Source organism: Spirosoma gilvum, assembly GCF_054776815.1.
In genome coordinates this window covers 451,062-468,511 of record NZ_BAAHBH010000006.1, presented here as the reverse complement: position 1 = coordinate 468,511, position 17,450 = coordinate 451,062, and the positions used below count along the sequence as shown (strand labels likewise).

Genomic DNA, 17,450 nt, shown 5'->3' with positions numbered 1-17,450 from the left:
CCTATGATTACCCACGACATTACGAATATCCGGGTGCGTTATTACGACACCGATCAGATGGGCATTGTATATTATGGCAATTACGCCCGTTATTACGAAATCGGACGCGTTGAAGCACTTCGTTTCCTTGGGCTTACATACAAAAAAATGGAAGAAGACGGCATTTCGATGCCCGTCTACGACCTGAATTCGCGCTTTATTCGACCAGCCAAATACGATGATCTGCTGACCATTCGGGTGACCATTCCACAAATGCCCAAAACCCGGTTGATGTTCAATTACGAGATTTTCAATCAGGATGGGCAACTATTAAATACAGGCCAGACAACGCTCGTTTTTGTACGTTCGGATACAGGTCGCCCGTGTGCAGCGCCCCCCGAGTTAGTCGAGGCTACTAAACCTTTCTTTGAACAATAGTTGTCAATCAGTAGTAACTAACTTGTAGTCAGCCATATCGGGTATAATCCGCTGGACGCTATTGACTATCGGCTGCTGACTAACGACTTTTACGCTATGTTCGACAAGCTATTGGGTTTTAAGGCGTTGAAAGGGGTTCGAGCTTGGCTACTCGATCATCATCCGTTCAACTCTAAAAGCACCTGGTATTCGTTTTTGAAACGGATGGCGGCACAGATCGTTGATAATGACACCAGCGAACGTGCCGCATCCGTATCGTACAGCCTTATTCTGGCCGTTTTTCCAACGATCATTTTCTTTTTTACGCTAATACCCTACATCCCGATCCCGGATCTTGAAGAGCAAGTTATGGGGTTTCTGCAAGGGGTTTTACCGGGCGATACGTTCAGCACAGTCGATACAACCATACGAGATATTATCAATCGACCTCGAAGTGGGGTGTTGTCGTTAGGCTTCTTCCTGGCGCTGTATTCGGCTACCAGTGGCTTAGTTGCCCTGATGCAGGCGTTCAACTCATCCTATCATTCGGCTGAGCGACGTAGCTTCCTCAAAATTCGCGCCATAGCTATCGGATTAACGTTTACGTTGGCCTTTGCGCTGATTTTAGCGGTGGTCGTTCTGATTATTGGCGGTATTGTGAGCGACTATCTGCTCCATTTTGGCTTCTTCAACAACGTCATTTTTGTGAATTTGCTCACTATTGGGCGGTACCTGGTCGTGTTTGCCGTGTTTATGGGCGCGATCTCGATGATCTACCGATTCGGTCCGAACGTCAACATGAAGTGGATATTTATTATGCCAGGGGCTGTTACCGCGTCGGTACTTATCGTTCTGATTACGCTCGGCTTTTCCTTCTATGTTGCCAATTTTGGGTCATACAACAAAGTGTATGGGTCGATCGGTACGCTGATCGCGCTAATGATCTGGATCAACCTGATTTCGCTGGTGCTCATTTTAGGGTTTGAAATGAATGTGGCGCTCTATAATCTCGAAGGTGATAAGCACCCGAGTGTAGCCGCTAAAACAACAAACGCCACCTCGAACACTTGAGGTGACGTTTGTAAAACCTAACCCATAAATGTAAAAGCACACGCGCTTTCCTGGCACCAAAATTGGCACGGGGTTGTCACGTGTTCGGGTAAGGAAAGGGCGAAAAGCGTGCCAATTTTCCACTGCCTCTGAAATAAACGGATTAATAGCGTTGCTAAACGAGTTAATGACCGATGACAACTAAGATCGTCTATAGGTTATGCGCTCATTGCCAACCACTTCCGCACTAACCAATTCATTGCAAAAAAATTTATATTGCGGTCATACATCCGCCTGCGTAACGGTCATTTGCACCTGCTATAATCATCTGGATTACGTTTGGCATGCCCTGCAATCCGTTGTCGATCAAACGTATCCTTCTATTGAACTGATCATTATTGATAATGGAAGTACAGACGGCTCCGTTGAACAAATAAATTTATTCATTGAGCAACACCCTTCTGCGCGATTTATCAGAAACACAACGAATCTGGGCCTGAATCGAGCCTTCAATCAGGGGTTAAGCCATGCAAAAGGAAGTTATATTATCGATCTTTCGGCTGATGATGTGCTGTTGCCGGATCGGATTGCCAAACAGGTGGCCTTATTCGAGCAATTGCCCGATTCCTACGGCGTGGTGTTTTCCAACGCAGCGTTCATCGATGCAACCGGCAAACAAATGGGTACTCATTATCCAATCGATGGCAAAGGACATACGCCCCGTTCGATACCAACTGGTGATGTGTTTGAGGCTGTTTTGTCCAGTTATTTCATCTGCACACCGACAATGCTGATTCGCCGTGCTGTGCTTGATAGGTTGGGCGGTTACGCCGAAGCGCTCAGTTATGAAGATTTTGATTTTTGGGTTCGTTCAGCAAGATTGTATCAGTATGCTTATCTCGATGAGGTATTGACGCTGAAACGACAATTGCCCCATTCGTTGTCAAGGCAAATCATACAACGCCACAACGAGTTATTACCTTCTACGCTGGTTGTCTGCCTGAAAGCGTTTGACTTGTGCCAAACCCCGGCTGAGTTCGACGCCTTAGCTAGCCGACTCAGTACCTTTATCCGAAAAGCCTTTTACGCAGAACAATTTACGCTAGCTCTACAATTTAGTAGCCTGCTGAACCAGATTACAAAGCCAGACTTGCTTACCCGATGTATAGTTGGCCTCTCGCATATGCATCTACCGATCAACTGCGTTTACCGTCTGTATCGTGAAAGAAGGCGAAACCCGTTTAGGTGGTTTGTGGTTAATAGTAAGTAGTTAGCTAATCCACTTTCCCATGTCTTGCGAATTTATTAAGCTTTATCCGAAAAATCCTGATCCCCGCCGGATTGCGCATATTGTGAATGCGTTGCGTGATGGAGCCGTCATTATTTACCCAACCGACACCATCTACGGAATGGGGTGCGACATCCATAACGCGCGGGCCGTTGAGCGAGTAGCACGCATTAAAGGCATCAAACCTACCAAGAACGACTTTTCGTTTATTTGCTACGATCTGAGCCACATTGCCGATTACGCCCGGGTAAGTAATCAGGCCTTTAAATTGATGAAGAGTTTGCTGCCCGGTCCATACACATTTATCCTTCAGGCAACCAATCAAGTACCTAAATTACTGAATACCAACAAAAAAACGGTAGGTATTCGTGTTCCGGACAACGACATTCCCCGCCAGATTGTTCATGAACTGGGCAATCCGATAATCACCACCTCTATTCGTGACGAAGACGAAATTATTGAATATTCAACCGACCCTGAATTGATCTTTGAAAAATTCCAGCATCAGGTGGATATTGTTATTGATGGAGGCTATGGGGGCAACATTCCTTCGACAATTGTGGATGCTACGAACGATGATTTTTCTATTGTACGGCAAGGCTTAGGCGAATTAGCGCTTTGAAAAGTTACAAATAGCCATTATACTTGCACTGTAGGGTTGATTCTACTACAGCGTTCGCGCGTTGTCGGCAAGGTTATTGCTCCAATCCAAAAACAGGGTGAATACTGATTACGCCAGGGGGTTGCCCATCTAGTTAAAAAACCATTGTCAAAATCATTTCACAGTATGCGCTTTTCCTTGGCCGCGCTCTCTCTGCTGGCTCTTTATTCCCTTACCAATTGTACCTCTTCGTCGAAAGAAGAGTCATCACACACTGGAAAACTTACCGCCGAAGCCTCTGCTAAGCCCGTTGCCGATTCGTCGAAAACGCCAGCGCCCGAACCGGTGGCCTCAACCCGTAGTGGCGTCAGCACGGGCGATTCTACACTCGACTCGCTAACCTATGCTCCCACCGGAGCCATTCTACCTGGCAAACGCATTTTCGCTTACTACGGTAACCCACATTCCAAAAAAATGGGAATATTGGGTAAGTATGAAAAAGATGAAATGCTCCAGCGGCTCGACAAGGAAATTGCGAACTGGCAAAAGGCCGATCCGGCAACGCCCATACAACCTGCTCTACACCTGGTAGCGATCTCCGCTCAGGGTGCTCCGGGTAAAGATGGTGGCTATCGGCTTCGGATGTCGGACAAAACCATTAAGAAAGTCATCAAATGGGGGAACGAGCACAAATCCATCGTATTCCTGGATATTCAACGTGGCCATGCTCCGCTGGGTGGCGAAATGGAGTACCTGAAAAAGTACCTGAAGCTCCCCTTCGTTCACCTGGGCATCGATCCTGAGTTTTCGATGGTAACGGGTCATAAACCCGGTACAAAAATTGGCAGCTACGATGCCGCCGATGTAAACCAGGCTGTTCAGTTTCTGAGCAAAGTCGTGAAGGAAAACAACCTGCCTCCCAAAGTACTGGTCGTTCACCGCTTCACACAGGGGATGATCAAGAATTATAAGAACATCAAACTGGATCCCAATGTGCAGATCGTGATGGATATGGATGGCTGGGGCCCTCCCGTGCTGAAAAAAGACTCCTACCACGATTATATTCAGAAAGAGCCGGTTCAGTACACAGGTTTCAAGCTGTTTTATGATAATGACTTCCGCAAGCCCGGTTCGCGCATCATGACACCCGAAGAAGTGTTGGCCCTGACGCCAAAGCCGATGTATATTCAGTATCAATAAGATCAATAGCTCCATCAACAGAAAAGGCTGCTCGACTGGGCAGCCTTTTCTGTTGAGAAAAAATCAATACAGGGGGACGGCGTAAATTAGGTTGTTCGATAATTTAGTTGAAGTGCCTTGTCTGGTTTGCGTACTCACCTCTTCAAATTGCATCACATACCGATCACCTGCTTGGGCCTGTTTGGATAGTCGCGCTAACGATTCAACGCCTGTCCAGTTTAAATAATCAACGCGCCGTGTTCCTCGTACTAAACTGATAATTACCTGCTCGATTAGAACATCTGATTTTAGCTGAGGGAACAGTTGCCTACTTTCCTTTGTAAGACTCCCCTGTAATTGAATCGTTTGTGTAGTGGTCGAAATTCCTTTTTTCAGGTCAACAGGTCTACCGTCAGCGGTTATTATTACGGTATAGTCTGGCTCCTGAGCTATCGACTGTGCCAACGATACCCCAGCATTAAGAATAAGCCATACAGATGTAAAAAAGCATAAAGTGCGCATCCGTCCAGTATTTTAAGTGGAACATATCCCCAAAAACGCATTAAGTGTACTAATTGGTATAGGGCTGGCACAATAAAACTATATTTCTAGTTTTTATCTAGCACTGAAATACAACTTCCCGAAAACGCTTATTCAAACTATACCAATCAGACTGTATAAACTTTTGAAAATAAGTTTAAAATGAGCGTTTTTGAGATTCCTCCCTGCGACTACGTGTCCCGGTCGGAATGACAAAAATTGCTTTTCAAGGAAAGTTAAAAACAGCTTCAACAAAAAAGCGTCCCAGCCATTGGCCGGGACGCTTCTAAAAGAGATATTTCAAATCTACTAGCGATTTTCAACCAGTGCCTTAAACTCATCAACCGTGATGTCCTGAGTAGTCAGGGTCAGTTGGGTTTTGGCGTAGTCGATCACTTTGTCATCGTACACCCGGTTGAAGGTATTGGTGTAGTTCTGACCGTTATTTTTCTCATCCATCAGGTAGTTGCGGGCAATGCGGTCGATGGTTTGGTTCATCTCCTCATCGTCCGAACTGGCAAAGCCAAATTGCTCGCGCACCATTTGACGGGTCGCTTCCATCACTTCCTCGAAATCAACTTTGATATCAGCTTTATCGGCAATTTTATTCTTGATGAGTTGCAGTTTCACCGATTTAGTGAAATCGTCATACTGCTCGTCAATCTGCTCTGGGGTGAACTTTCCTTCGTTTACTTCCATCAACCAGTTTTTCAGGAACTCGTCGGGCAGCAGGATCGGTGTATTGTCGAGCAGTGTTTTCTCAATGTCCAGACGCAGCAACTGAGTAGCCTCACGTCCATAATTGCTCCGAATGATTTCGGCTACTTTGGCCCGGAACTGTTCTTCGTCTGATACGGCATTGGCACCCAGAACTTTATCAAAAAACTCCTGATTCAACTCAGCGGGTTCATGGCGGGTAATATCGTCGATTTCGAAGGTAAATTCGCCGGTCAGGTTAGCTACTTCATCGACTTTAGCGCCCGTTGCGTTGGCACGTGCTTTCTCATCCGGGAAAGCCTGCTCCATTACAAACGTTACTATGTCTCCTTTTTTCTTACCGACAAACTGCCCTTTAGCATCCTCAGCCATTTTAGCCATTGGGAACGCGGTTTTGGCCGAGAATTCCGTAGCCCCTTCAGAGGCAGATACTTGTTTCAGTTCACCGTAAATGGTGTCGCCATCACCCACTTCTTCACCATGTGCATGGGTGTGGAAACGCTGTTGCAAGTCGGCAATCGTCGAATTGATTTCAGCCTCACCAGCCTGAATTTCGTATTGGTTGACACTCGGCAGGTCATTGAAATCAATATCAAACTCCGAAGCCAGCCCCAGCGTGTAGCTAAACGCAAAATCCGTCTGGTTGTCCCAATCGATGGCATCAGCCTCGTCCCGATTCGGAATAGGGTCGCCAACTACCTGTAATTTATTGTCACGGATATACTGGCTAACGGTTTTGCTCAGCATCGAGTTGATTTCATCCACCAGAATGCTCTTGCCATACATTTTCTGTACGAGCGAAGCCGGTACGTGTCCAGGACGGAATCCTTTGAGTTGAACTTTCCGACCGTAGTCTTTCAGTTTTTTATCGACTTCTGGTTTATAGTCAGCAGGGGTTAGCGTAATCTTGAGCGAAGCGTTGGTATCGCTGGCTTTTTCGAGCGTAATATCCACGGGTATATCGGTTTAAAAATAAAAGAGCGAAAGAGTGAAAGTCAGAAAGAGTGAGTCATTTACAGACAAACGCTCTTTCACTCTTTCATTCTTTCGCTTTTATTGTACGGGCGGAGGGACTCGAACCCACACACCTTGCGGCACCAGATCCTAAGTCTGGCACGTCTACCAATTTCGCCACGCCCGCAGGTAGTTAATGGATAATGTTTACTGAATAACAAATACGTAAATCGCAGTCATTATTCAGTATGCATTCCCATTATGCATTGTTTTTGGGACTGCAAAGGTAGTAAAAAAAATCAATAGATCAAATGCATTGGCAGAAGGTTTTATTTTTAGTTAACACTGGCTCGTTTTTCGAGGAATATTTTGTTATCTTGGTAGTACGAGTACAACCTAAAGGCCATTACCCACAACAAAGCCATTTATGACAAACGCTATCGAGCATCGACCCAGCGCGGAGCCAGTTATCGATCTGGAGCTGGAACGACAGGAAATCCTGAAACGTTATCGTCGATTGTTGCGTGCCGCAAAACCCATGCTCAAAGGCGACGACGCCAAGCTGATAAAGAAGGCGTTCAATACTTCCGCCGAAGCGCATAAGAATATGCGTAGGCGATCAGGAGAGCCCTATATATACCATCCGCTGGCCGTAGCCCAGATTGCCGTTGAAGAAATTGGACTAGGAACTACCAGTATTGTAGCCGCCCTTCTCCACGATGTTGTTGAAGATACCGATACCACCATTGCCGACATCGACCGGGCGTTTGGCCCCAAGGTGGCCCGTATCATCGATGGCCTGACCAAGATTTCGGGCTATTTTGAATATGGTACGTCGCAGCAGGCCGAGAATTTCCGGAAAATGCTCCTGACGTTGTCCGATGACGTTCGGGTCATTCTAATCAAGCTGGCCGACCGACTGCACAACATGCGCACGCTGGACTCTATGCCCCGCGATAAGCAATTGAAAATTGCGTCCGAAACAATCTATATCTACGCCCCCCTCGCCCACCGACTGGGGCTGTACACGATCAAATCAGAGCTGGAAGACCTGTATCTGAAGCACGTTGAACCGGAAGCCTATAAAGATATTGCCCGAAAATTACGCGAAACCCGTCTGGCCCGTGATCGGTTTATTGGTCGTTTCATCGAACCGATCGAGAAAGATCTGGCCGAAACAGGGCTTAAATACGTGGTTAAAGGCCGGCCCAAGTCCATCTATTCGATCTGGAACAAACTGAGTAAGTCTAAAAAGCCGTTCGAAGAAATATACGATCTATTTGCGGTTCGTATTATTCTTAACGTACCGCAGGATGAAGAAAAAGCAGCCTGCTGGCGAGCGTATTCGATCGTTACTGACCACTACAAACCCAATCCCGACCGGCTAAAAGACTGGATTAGCACCCCCCGCGCCAACGGCTATGAGTCGCTGCATACGACCGTGATGAGCAAGCAGGGACAGTGGGTAGAGGTGCAGATTCGTACCGAGCGGATGAACGAAATTGCCGAGAAAGGCTACGCAGCCCACTGGAAATATAAAGGCAACGACACTCAAACCGGAGCAGGGATCGAAGCCTGGATCAGTCAGGTACGCGACATGATCGAATCGGCAGGTAGTGATGGGAAAAAAGCGGCTATCGAGTTCGTCGACGACTTCAGAAGTAATCTGTACAGCGAAGAGGTTTTTGTGTTTACCCCCAAAGGCGAATTACAGGTATTGCAACGTGGAGCTACGGCCCTCGATTTTGCCTTCAGTATTCATACCCAGATTGGGGCTCGCTGTATGGCAGCCAAGGTCAATAATACCCTTGTTCCGCTGAGTTATGTCCTGCAAAATGGCGACCAGGTAGAAGTGATTACCTCCAACCGACAGAAGCCCAATGAAGACTGGCTGCGGTTTGTGGTTACCTCCAAAGCCAAAACCAAGATTAAGGATTTAATCAAGGAAGAAAATAAGCGCTACGTGACGGATGGCCGGGATATGGTCAGTAAGAAACTCCGCTTATTAAAGGTGGACATGACTAATGAGGTCATTAACCAGTTACGAGCCTATTTTGGCTCAAAAACATCCGATGATTTCTTCTATCGGGTTGGCAAAGGGCACATCGATGTGGCGGAGCTGAAGAAATTCAAAGCCGATAAGGAAGCCAAAGAAAATCGGACCAATAAACTGAATACCGACGCGCTACCCGATGCCAAAGCATTCGTTAAGGAACTGAAGAAGATCCACGGCGAACGAGCCGATGCCGACATGCTGCTCATTGGCGAAGACATGGACCGGATCGATTACACGCTGGCCAAATGCTGCAATCCGATTTCTGGCGACGATGTGTTCGGTTTTGTAACTATCAATGAAGGGATAAAAATTCACCGGGTCACTTGTCCCAACGCCGTCGAACTGATGTCGAACCACGGCAACCGGATCATCAAGGCGAAGTGGACATCCCAGAAAGAACTGGCCTTCCTGGCGGGGTTACGCATTACAGGAACCGACCGGGTGGGGCTGATCAACGACGTAACCCGAGTGATCAGTAATGAGTTGCACATCAACATGCGCTCGGTAGCCATCGACTCGAAGGATGGCATCTTTGAAGGGAACATCAAACTTTACGTCCATGATACCGAACACCTCGAAACCCTGATGCGCAAACTAGAGCGGGTACCGGGTGTGTTTGAGGTCATTCGCTTCGACTCCTAGCGATTTCAGGTTTCAGGTTTAACGTTTCAGACGTCTTCCACCTATTGAAACTTTGAACCTGAAACTTGAAACCTAGAACGATAAACCTCTACCTTTGCACCTTAAACTAATCGGAACCGGATATGCCTGCGCCGAATCAATCTAATTTAGACGCGGCTCAGTCGATTTTTCGGGCTTACCTCGAACGGAAAGGCCTGCGAAAAACCCCTGAGCGCTTCGCTATACTCGAAGAGATTTACAACCGGCAAGACCACTTCGACGTGGACGAGTTATACATCTCGATGAAAAACAAGAAATACCGGGTGAGCCGGGCTACGGTTTACAATACCCTGGACGTACTGGTTGACTGCGACTTAGTGACGAAACATCAATTTGGTCGAAACCTGGCCCAGTACGAAAAATCGTATGGGTATCGCCAGCACGACCATCTGATCTGTACGGACTGCCATAAGGTCATGGAGTTTTGTGACCCACGCGTTCAGAATATACAGAATATGGTGGGTGATATGCTGAAATTTAACGTCATGCACCACTCGCTGATTTTTTACGGTTCCTGTACCCGCGACTTTTGCGAAAATCGTCAGGAAGCCGAAAAAGACGCTCAGGGCGTTCAGGTACCTGTAGAAGAATAAATGCTGAATACGGGAAATGTGAATCGCTGGTATCCGTTAATTCCCATAGGAGGAGACCTAAACGGTTTGATTAACGGAATGCCAATAAACCGAAGTGTGAAAGTTTACGTTTCGAGCGATTTACGATAACTGTCTAATTAGTAACAATAAAGCTACCTGGAGCTTGGTTATGAATCCATACGAAACGTTAGTAGATTTTATTCTCACCCATGTAAAACCAGAGGCAATCCTCCAGTTTAGAGCTTCGGAAGAGATGCATGACCACTTTTATAGTTTATTGGAAAAGGAAAAAAGTGGAACAACTACACGGGAAGAAACGGACCTGATCAACGACTTTATGAATGTAGAGCATATTATGCGGTTGGCAAAAGCCAAAGTGAAACAGCATGCCCACCAATAATATCCCTATCACCGCTACCGTTCGTAAACGTGTCGCCCAGCGAGCCTCTTACTACTGCGAGTATTGCCTAGCTCAAGACGACAACTCATTTATTGGCTTCGAAGTAGACCATATTATAAGCCGTAAACATAACGGCTCCAATGACGAACATAATTTGGCATATGCCTGCCCCGATTGTAATCGAAATAAAGGAACGGATATTGCCTCTATCGATTGGGATGATCAGCAAATTGTCCGTTTTTTTAACCCTAGAACCGACATCTGGGCTGAACACTTTAGATTAGTCAGTGGATTTATTGAGCCGCTCACTGGGATCGGAAAAGTTACCGTTACCATCTTTCGATTTAACGACAAAATACGACTACCAGATCGGGGCATTTTTTAAATTACTAAACAATGATCGATGTTTTATTAGGCCTCCAGTGGGGCGACGAAGGAAAGGGCAAAATTGTAGACGTACTGGCCCCAAAATATCAGGTGGTTGCCCGATTTCAGGGTGGACCTAACGCCGGACATACGCTTGAATTTAACGGCCTGAAGCACGTATTGCACCAGATTCCGTCGGGTATCTTCCGCGACGACATTCTCAATATCATTGGCAATGGCGTGGTGCTCGACCCTATTGTCTTCAAAAAAGAAATCGATGGGCTGGCAAAATATAACCTGGCCTTAACCCAGAACTTACAGATTTCCCGGAAGGCTTCTATCATTCTGCCCACGCACCGGCTGCTGGACGCTGCCTATGAACAAGCCAAAGGTGAGTCAAAAATTGGATCGACCTTACGCGGTATTGGCCCCACGTATCAGGACAAAGTGGCCCGTCAGGGTTTACGGGTTGGGGACATTCAATCGCCTAATTTTCGGGCTAAATACGACAAGCTGGTAGCTATTCATAAAATCATTCTGGACCAGAATAACTTCGACTATGCGGCTGTACTCCCCCAGGCTGAAGAGGAATTTTTCGGTGCCGTGGAGTTCATGAAGCAGTTCAAACTTACTGATAGTGAATATACAGTAAACGAAGCGTTGGCGGAAGGCAAAAAAGTACTGGCCGAAGGCGCTCAGGGCTCACTGCTCGATATTGACTTCGGTTCGTATCCATTCGTAACCTCGTCCAGCACCATGACGGCAGGAGCCTGCACAGGCCTTGGCGTGGCTCCCGGCCAGATCGGTGAAGTATACGGAATCTTCAAGGCCTATTGCACCCGCGTCGGTAGTGGTCCGTTTCCAACCGAACTCTCGGACGAAACCGGCGAACGCATTCGTCAGGAAGGGCGCGAGTTTGGCGCGACAACAGGACGCCCTCGCCGGACTGGCTGGCTCGATCTGCCTGCGCTCAAGTATGCCATTATGATTAACGGCGTGACGCAATTGGTCATGATGAAAGTCGACGTGCTGAATATTTTCGACGAGATCAAGGTTTGTACCCACTATCAACTGCCCGACGGTACCACCACGGAGCAACTGCCCTACGATCTTTGCGACACAGATGTAACGCCCGTTTACAAAGCATTTAAAGGCTGGCAGACTGACTTGACCAATATTCGTTCCTTTAGCGACGTGCCCGAAGCGCTGGCCGACTACGTTTATTTCCTGGAAGACACACTGGGCTTACCCATCAATTTCATATCAACCAGCCCTGATCGGGAAGCGATCATTCACCGGCAGGCTGTAATTGCTTAAGGTACTCTCTACGTTTATGATCCCGGCAAGGCGATTCACAAAACTCCCTGCCGGGATTATAGCAATAATCTATCTGTCCATTCTGCGCCATGTCAGTAACCGATTTTTACCGGACCTTCTATCAAACTGACCAGTTATATCGACTGGCCGATGAATTGTGGGAGCCATCCAGACCGGCTGAGGTAGTGGTTGCTGACAATCCAGACGCTACCCTGGTAGAAGTCGATTTACTGGCCGAACTGGATGTTCTGGCAACGAGTGGAAAATCCGTAAGGGTAGAACAGGTAGTTATTGAAGAGTTGCAACCAGCCGAAGAACCCGTCAGATTTCCAACGGAACCAATAGCACAAATGCCGGAGGTTTTGCCGGATCCTGCCCCGCGCCCTAAAGTCCCCCCAGTGGTTCCTCCTGTTCAGCAAAAGCCACAGGTGCCCCTGTTGAATCATAAGGTGCTGCTCCTGGCCGATGAAGAACTGGACCCCAGTAATCTGCTGTTTCTGGAAAAAATTCTGAAAGCCGTTAATCTGAATATTGAAGGGGTTGATCTGCTGAATCTGCACGGCGTAAAAGACCTGAACTTTGCGGAGTTGCTGCGGGGTAAATACATCAATCACTTTATCACCTTTGGCGTACCCTTCGAGCGAATTAATCTCGACATTATGATGGACCGCTATTCGCCCGTTCGCTTCGAGGGTATTACGTTCCTGATGGCCGATTCGTTACCGACTATCGAAGCCGACCAGAACCTCAAAAAACGTCTTTGGACAGCTCTGCAACGGGTATTTTTGCGCTAACGGCTCAGTCGCTTCAATTTTTTTACAACAGCTTTGACCTGATCGAATTCGGCTGGCCGGAGGTCATCGGCCCCTTTATAATGGTCTTCAAAAAAATCAATGTAAGTCTGGATGGTCGTCCCATCCGGCGATGCATACTGCGTATTGGCTCCCCGCTGAATCAGTAAGAGACAGGTATCCCAATAGCCAAAGGCAGATGCAAAAAGCAAGGGTGTATAGTCTTTTGTATTTCTGTCGTAAGTACCTACCATCATACAATCGGCCCCGCGATCCAGGAGGAGCCGAACTTTATCGATCGAATCTTCACCTCCTGAACGAATGGCTTCATAAAGGATGGGAACCCCATTGCTGCCAATAGCATTCGGGTCGGCTCCGTGATCAAGAAAGAACTTTAGCATGTCAGGAGTAGCGTTCCAGACCGATGCGGCATGGGTCGATACACGAGCTGGGTTTGTACTATTGATCGTTGCCCCGGCTTGCAGTAGAAGCTCCATTATCTGCTTTGTTTTTTCCCAATCATTCGAATATTGGCTATAGTGCGTCGCTATATAATCAAGTATGTTTTGTTCACCCTCCGTATCCAGATCATTGATTTGTGGCACGGGTTCCTGCAACAGCGTTGCTACTTTATCGACATCCTGATCGAAACTGGCAGCCAGTAATTTCTTAAGTGTAGGGTCCGAAAAATACTTTGAGCCATCGTAGTCGGATTGTGAATAGGTAATTGCGTTAACAACTTTTTTCAGTCCAGAACCTACGTTATTCAGCAACATGATCGCAAAGGGCAGCATGATCATGGAAAAAGCCACGTATTTTGCCCAGGCAAAGGGAATCAGATTAAGTACCAGTAAAACACCCAGCACGATACGGGCTAGTAGTTCAAAAGCCTCACCGATACCTCGCCCAGCCGCTTCGCCCCCCTTCGTCGGAGAAAGCAACGAGCCGATGACCAGAATCCCTAGAATCGCGATAGCAATCCAATTGATAACCGTAATGTATTTCAGCATAGCTGTGCGTTTCGTTTCAGTGAGCTTTATGGCTTGTTTTGACCCTATGGATTCCATATGTTTTCTTCTAAGCAGACGGATAACTGGTTAACGCCAATAAATCCTGATTCGCGGTTAGCCAGCTACCAGCCATTTCCAGATAGCCCCAAACGACTCCCCAATTGACCAGACAGATAGTAGCAGAAATACAGCCCCTATTCCTGAAAATACATACACCATCAAGTAATCACCTGCCAACTGAACCCTCTCAGGTTTTGCTGTATCGTAATATAGAGTCACCTCTTCACCAATGGAATAAGCAGGTGGATTACGCCCTTCCGAACTATGAAACACCAGCTCACGGCCATCCTGTGTGTGGTAGCGAATGGAAGGGGCGACTGGATATTCGCGCGGCTTCATCCGATGCATACCAATCACAATCCCTTTGGTCATGATACCCTTTTTGATCAATTGTTGATGATCATAATAGAGGTAAACGGCGATACTAATCAGCAGCAAGCCGATTAGAAAAAAGAGGGAAATTAACAGATCAGCCACGGGGAGTTTCATGAGTTGTACAACCAGAGCATACGACATGCGGAAACCGTATGGGTATTCTACACTACGAAACTGGTTGAAAACGCAGATTAAGTCCAGAGACAGTCAACAACTGGTGGCTTTGAGCTAACAGTTCACAGAAAACACTTCATTGAAAGCAATGCCAGGTTACGGCTTCTGATGAAATTAATTCTCCGTCTGTCCAGAATGATTTGCATTCATACGGTACTATTTCCGTATTTACAGCCGTTTTCTGTTTAACAACCTGATCCGGCCAGCCTATCCGATTGCCCGGCTTCGATAATGACGCTTTTTCAACGATTTCAGTCTTTTTTTTCCCGTAATACGCTCATTCCTGCGACGCTCCCTCCCGCTTCGCTGGTACCAGCACCCGTTTTAAGTCCGATTAACAAGGAACCGCTCAACGAGTCCCCTGCTTACTCGATTCCGGCAGTACCAGTTCCGGCCGATCCCCTGCCCCACTGGCTGGCCGACGAAGAAAGTTTACGCGACGAAGGGGTCCTGTTCGGCCTGTCGGATGCGCGACCAGACAGTAAACTCGCTCAGATTCGGGCTTATTTTGGGCAATTGACGGCTCCGCTGGAAGAAGCCGTTGAGCAGTACACCGAAAAAATCGGCGAACTCAACCTGTTCATCGAACAACGCGAAAACCGTCTAACGGCTCTTCGCGACCAGCTCGATACATTACGGAACAAACAGCCGATCCCCAATAACCTGTTTCGAAACTGCTTTAGCCTGGTACTTTCTCTGGCTCTGTGCGTCGGAAATTACTACCTAATCGACGAAACACTGCGCCCTGCCTTTGTCAATCGTTGGATTACCATTGGTGTATTTCTGGCGGGTATGTTCAACCTGGCAGGTCGTACCTCATTTTTCTACGAAACAGGTACTAGGCTAACGGTTCGTCGGCTTCTGGAAGAGGTTGGCCTACCCCTGGCAACCTCCGTTTTCATCTTTATACAAGCGCTTCAAAGCCAGTCTTTGAACAAGTCTGTCGGCTTGTTCATCTTTGTTTTTTTCCTGTTTTTACTGGCGGGCAAACTGCTACTGAACACGTTATCAGCCATCCAGACCGATCTCTCGGTTATTCAGCAAAATCGTCAGTTAGCTATCCAAAAAGCGCAAAATATAGCCGTCTGGGAGGCCGATATTGAACGGCTTACGCAGGAGATCGACGCCTTTCGGATGCAGAAGTGGCCAATCGTGACAACTCTGAATCATGTCGAAACTAATCTGACTCGTTTGAACACTCAGCGCGATGGCTTTGTTCATCTATTTATAAGCGAGTTTGAACTGGCCCGCAGCCTTCGGGATCGGCTCTCCGAACAACAGCGAAGCCGAATTATTAATTATGAATGATAGATGATAAAAATCTACTTAACCAGATAGAATCCCAATTCAGTGAATTGTTATAGTTGATTACGCATCAATGTAAAACGCTATAAATCAATGGCTCTTCATTCTGGTTTTCTTTATCTGAATTGCAAAATGCATCATTCATAATTTATCATTCATCATTAATTATGGAGCCAACGAATAATCCCGACTTTCAACATGGGTATACAAGCGGTGTTGAGGGCGTAAATCGGGAAACATACGAAGGATATTTATCGAGCCAGATTAACACCGATTGGCTAACGGAGCGCATTCAGGAAAAGCGTACCGAACTGGCCAATACCGAGCAACGACTGGCTGAAACCACCGAAGCAAACCGTACGGCCTTTGCCGAACTGCAAAACCATACGTTGCAGGTAGAACGGTTGGATAAACAGGTGAAACAGCGCGAAGCTGATCGGCAGGCGCTCGAAGCCGACCGCGAAGCCTTACGTGAACGGCGTACCAAAGCCGCTCCCGATTACTCGCTGCTGGCCGGAATTCTGTTTCTGATTGCAGGTATTTCCTTCCTGGCGGGCGATTTGATCATCTCCCACGAAATTGTTGCCTACGCGCTCAACATTCGTAATACGAACGAAGCCTGGGCCTTTGCTGTCGGGTTGGCGATGGTATCGATTCTGCTGAAGCCTGCCTACGACCGTCTGATTGAAAAGCCCTACCAGGAAAACCCAGAGCAAAATGAGCGTAAATACAGCCGATTTAAGATGGCTCTGGCCGTATTCGCCGTACTGACACTGGCCGTGCTGGGCTGGTTCCGGTATGAAGCCTATCGAACCGATCAGCTCAAAGCCGCCATCAACAAATCGATTCGGCAGTTGCAGGTGAACCCCGATCCGACGGCCGCTACTCAGTCGCTCAGTCCATCGGCCATGCATCAGATCGAGAAACAACTGAATGAGTCGAGTGAGTTGAATCTGGCGCTGGTCAATAGTCCCTGGGCGTTGTTGTCGTTTGTCCTGAGTGGCATTCTGTTCGCCATAGCAGGGGCTGTCTGTTTGGGTATTGCCCTGCCGGTTCTGTCGGCGTTCTGGTTTCGATGGTTGCAGGCCGATATTAAGCTCTGGAAGCTACGACGGCGGATAAAACGGGTGACAAATGAGTTGGCCCCTTTAGATGCCCAGTTAGCCGAGCAACGGACACAGCAGAATGTACTTCAGCATAATTTGGAGCTGCTCCCCTCGCTTACCGAGCTGAAAGCCCAACGGCAGACACTGAACGCCGAACTGGCCGAACTTCTGGCCGAACTCAAACTAGCTCAAACCGACAGTCGAATCAGCAATTTCAACGACGGCTATGGGCAGGGCGAAGCTACGCGCACGGGACTGACCGAAGAAGAGCAACAGCAGTTACGTAAAGAAATGCTTACGCTTCAAAACGGTAGCCGTAAGCGGGTTGAAGAACCCCGAATCAACGGGAATCAGCCCGCTAATGGAACAAATGGCAAAACCAATGGTATGCGACCGTACCAGACCATTCGAAAATTCCTTTCGGACGAGAATCTTTAACTAGCTTTTGTGCTTCATCACAACCTCTCTTCTGTGTTAATCTTGAAGGGGTT

17 protein-coding genes and 1 tRNA gene are annotated in these 17,450 nt (G+C 47.4%); 13 read left to right on the top strand and 5 right to left on the bottom strand.

Annotated elements, in window-relative coordinates:
* Positions 1-3 precede the first annotated feature (3 nt).
* The 5 genes from ACYVFD_RS18455 to ACYVFD_RS18435 all read left to right on the top strand — a co-directional run bounded on the left by ACYVFD_RS18455 (position 4) and on the right by ACYVFD_RS18435 (position 4,535).
* Positions 4-417, top strand: a complete 414-nt coding sequence (locus tag ACYVFD_RS18455; protein WP_461091883.1) for an acyl-CoA thioesterase — start codon at positions 4-6, stop codon at positions 415-417.
* A gap of 96 nt (positions 418-513) precedes the next feature.
* Positions 514-1,467, top strand: coding sequence for a YihY/virulence factor BrkB family protein (locus ACYVFD_RS18450; protein ID WP_461091882.1), 954 nt, complete (start codon positions 514-516; stop codon positions 1,465-1,467).
* 199 nt (positions 1,468-1,666) lie between these two features.
* A complete protein-coding gene (locus ACYVFD_RS18445) occupies positions 1,667-2,716 on the top strand; it encodes a glycosyltransferase (protein ID WP_461091881.1) in 1,050 nt (349 codons plus the stop codon).
* Between the two features lie 19 nt (positions 2,717-2,735).
* Positions 2,736-3,356, top strand: a complete 621-nt coding sequence (locus ACYVFD_RS18440; RefSeq protein WP_461091879.1) for an L-threonylcarbamoyladenylate synthase — start codon at positions 2,736-2,738, stop codon at positions 3,354-3,356.
* A 165-nt stretch (positions 3,357-3,521) separates the two neighbouring features.
* Positions 3,522-4,535: a hypothetical protein gene (locus tag ACYVFD_RS18435; RefSeq protein ID WP_461091878.1), complete on the top strand. Its 1,014-nt coding sequence runs from the start codon at positions 3,522-3,524 to the stop codon at positions 4,533-4,535.
* Between the two features lie 63 nt (positions 4,536-4,598).
* Here the strand turns inward: ACYVFD_RS18435 and ACYVFD_RS18430 are convergent, their stop codons facing one another.
* The 3 genes from ACYVFD_RS18430 to ACYVFD_RS18420 all read right to left on the bottom strand — a co-directional run bounded on the left by ACYVFD_RS18430 (position 4,599) and on the right by ACYVFD_RS18420 (position 6,912).
* Entirely contained in the window at positions 4,599-5,036 is a 438-nt protein-coding gene (locus ACYVFD_RS18430) for a hypothetical protein (RefSeq protein ID WP_461091876.1), read from the bottom strand.
* Between the two features lie 327 nt (positions 5,037-5,363).
* On the bottom strand, positions 5,364-6,725 hold the full coding sequence (gene tig, locus ACYVFD_RS18425; protein WP_461091874.1) for a trigger factor: 1,362 nt from the start codon (positions 6,723-6,725) through the stop codon (positions 5,364-5,366).
* 105 nt (positions 6,726-6,830) lie between these two features.
* Positions 6,831-6,912 (bottom strand) — tRNA-Leu (locus ACYVFD_RS18420).
* Positions 6,913-7,152: 240 nt separating this feature from the next.
* Here ACYVFD_RS18420 and ACYVFD_RS18415 point away from each other — a divergent pair.
* The 6 genes from ACYVFD_RS18415 (at position 7,153) to ACYVFD_RS18390 (ending at position 12,932) form a co-directional block, all read left to right on the top strand.
* Positions 7,153-9,423 (top strand): RelA/SpoT family protein, encoded by a 2,271-nt coding sequence (locus ACYVFD_RS18415; protein WP_461091873.1) that lies wholly within the window; start codon positions 7,153-7,155, stop codon positions 9,421-9,423.
* 122 nt (positions 9,424-9,545) lie between these two features.
* Entirely contained in the window at positions 9,546-10,055 is a 510-nt protein-coding gene (locus tag ACYVFD_RS18410; RefSeq protein WP_461091872.1) for a Fur family transcriptional regulator, read from the top strand.
* A gap of 169 nt (positions 10,056-10,224) precedes the next feature.
* A complete protein-coding gene (locus ACYVFD_RS18405) occupies positions 10,225-10,455 on the top strand; it encodes a hypothetical protein (protein ID WP_461091871.1) in 231 nt (76 codons plus the stop codon).
* A complete protein-coding gene (locus ACYVFD_RS18400; protein WP_461091870.1) occupies positions 10,442-10,840 on the top strand; it encodes an HNH endonuclease in 399 nt (132 codons plus the stop codon). Before ACYVFD_RS18405 ends, ACYVFD_RS18400 begins: the two co-directional genes overlap by 14 nt.
* Positions 10,841-10,851: 11 nt before the next feature.
* Positions 10,852-12,138: an adenylosuccinate synthase gene (locus ACYVFD_RS18395; protein WP_461091869.1), complete on the top strand. Its 1,287-nt coding sequence runs from the start codon at positions 10,852-10,854 to the stop codon at positions 12,136-12,138.
* 89 nt (positions 12,139-12,227) lie between these two features.
* Positions 12,228-12,932, top strand: a complete 705-nt coding sequence (locus ACYVFD_RS18390; protein ID WP_461091868.1) for a hypothetical protein — start codon at positions 12,228-12,230, stop codon at positions 12,930-12,932.
* Here the strand turns inward: ACYVFD_RS18390 and ACYVFD_RS18385 are convergent.
* Both ACYVFD_RS18385 and ACYVFD_RS18380 read right to left on the bottom strand, forming a co-directional pair.
* A complete protein-coding gene (locus ACYVFD_RS18385) occupies positions 12,929-13,939 on the bottom strand; it encodes an ankyrin repeat domain-containing protein (protein WP_461091867.1) in 1,011 nt (336 codons plus the stop codon). The genes ACYVFD_RS18390 and ACYVFD_RS18385 overlap by 4 nt on opposite strands.
* Positions 13,940-14,053: 114 nt before the next feature.
* Positions 14,054-14,488: a DUF3592 domain-containing protein gene (locus tag ACYVFD_RS18380; RefSeq protein WP_461091866.1), complete on the bottom strand. Its 435-nt coding sequence runs from the start codon at positions 14,486-14,488 to the stop codon at positions 14,054-14,056.
* A 291-nt stretch (positions 14,489-14,779) separates the two neighbouring features.
* Here ACYVFD_RS18380 and ACYVFD_RS18375 point away from each other — a divergent pair, with 291 nt between their 5' ends.
* Both ACYVFD_RS18375 and ACYVFD_RS18370 read left to right on the top strand, forming a co-directional pair.
* Positions 14,780-15,856, top strand: coding sequence for a hypothetical protein (locus ACYVFD_RS18375; protein ID WP_461091865.1), 1,077 nt, complete (start codon positions 14,780-14,782; stop codon positions 15,854-15,856).
* Positions 15,857-16,020: 164 nt separating this feature from the next.
* The gene (locus ACYVFD_RS18370; protein WP_461091864.1) at positions 16,021-17,397 is read left to right on the top strand and encodes a hypothetical protein; all 1,377 of its coding nucleotides are present in this window, start codon (positions 16,021-16,023) and stop codon (positions 17,395-17,397) included.
* Positions 17,398-17,450: the final 53 nt, after the last annotated feature.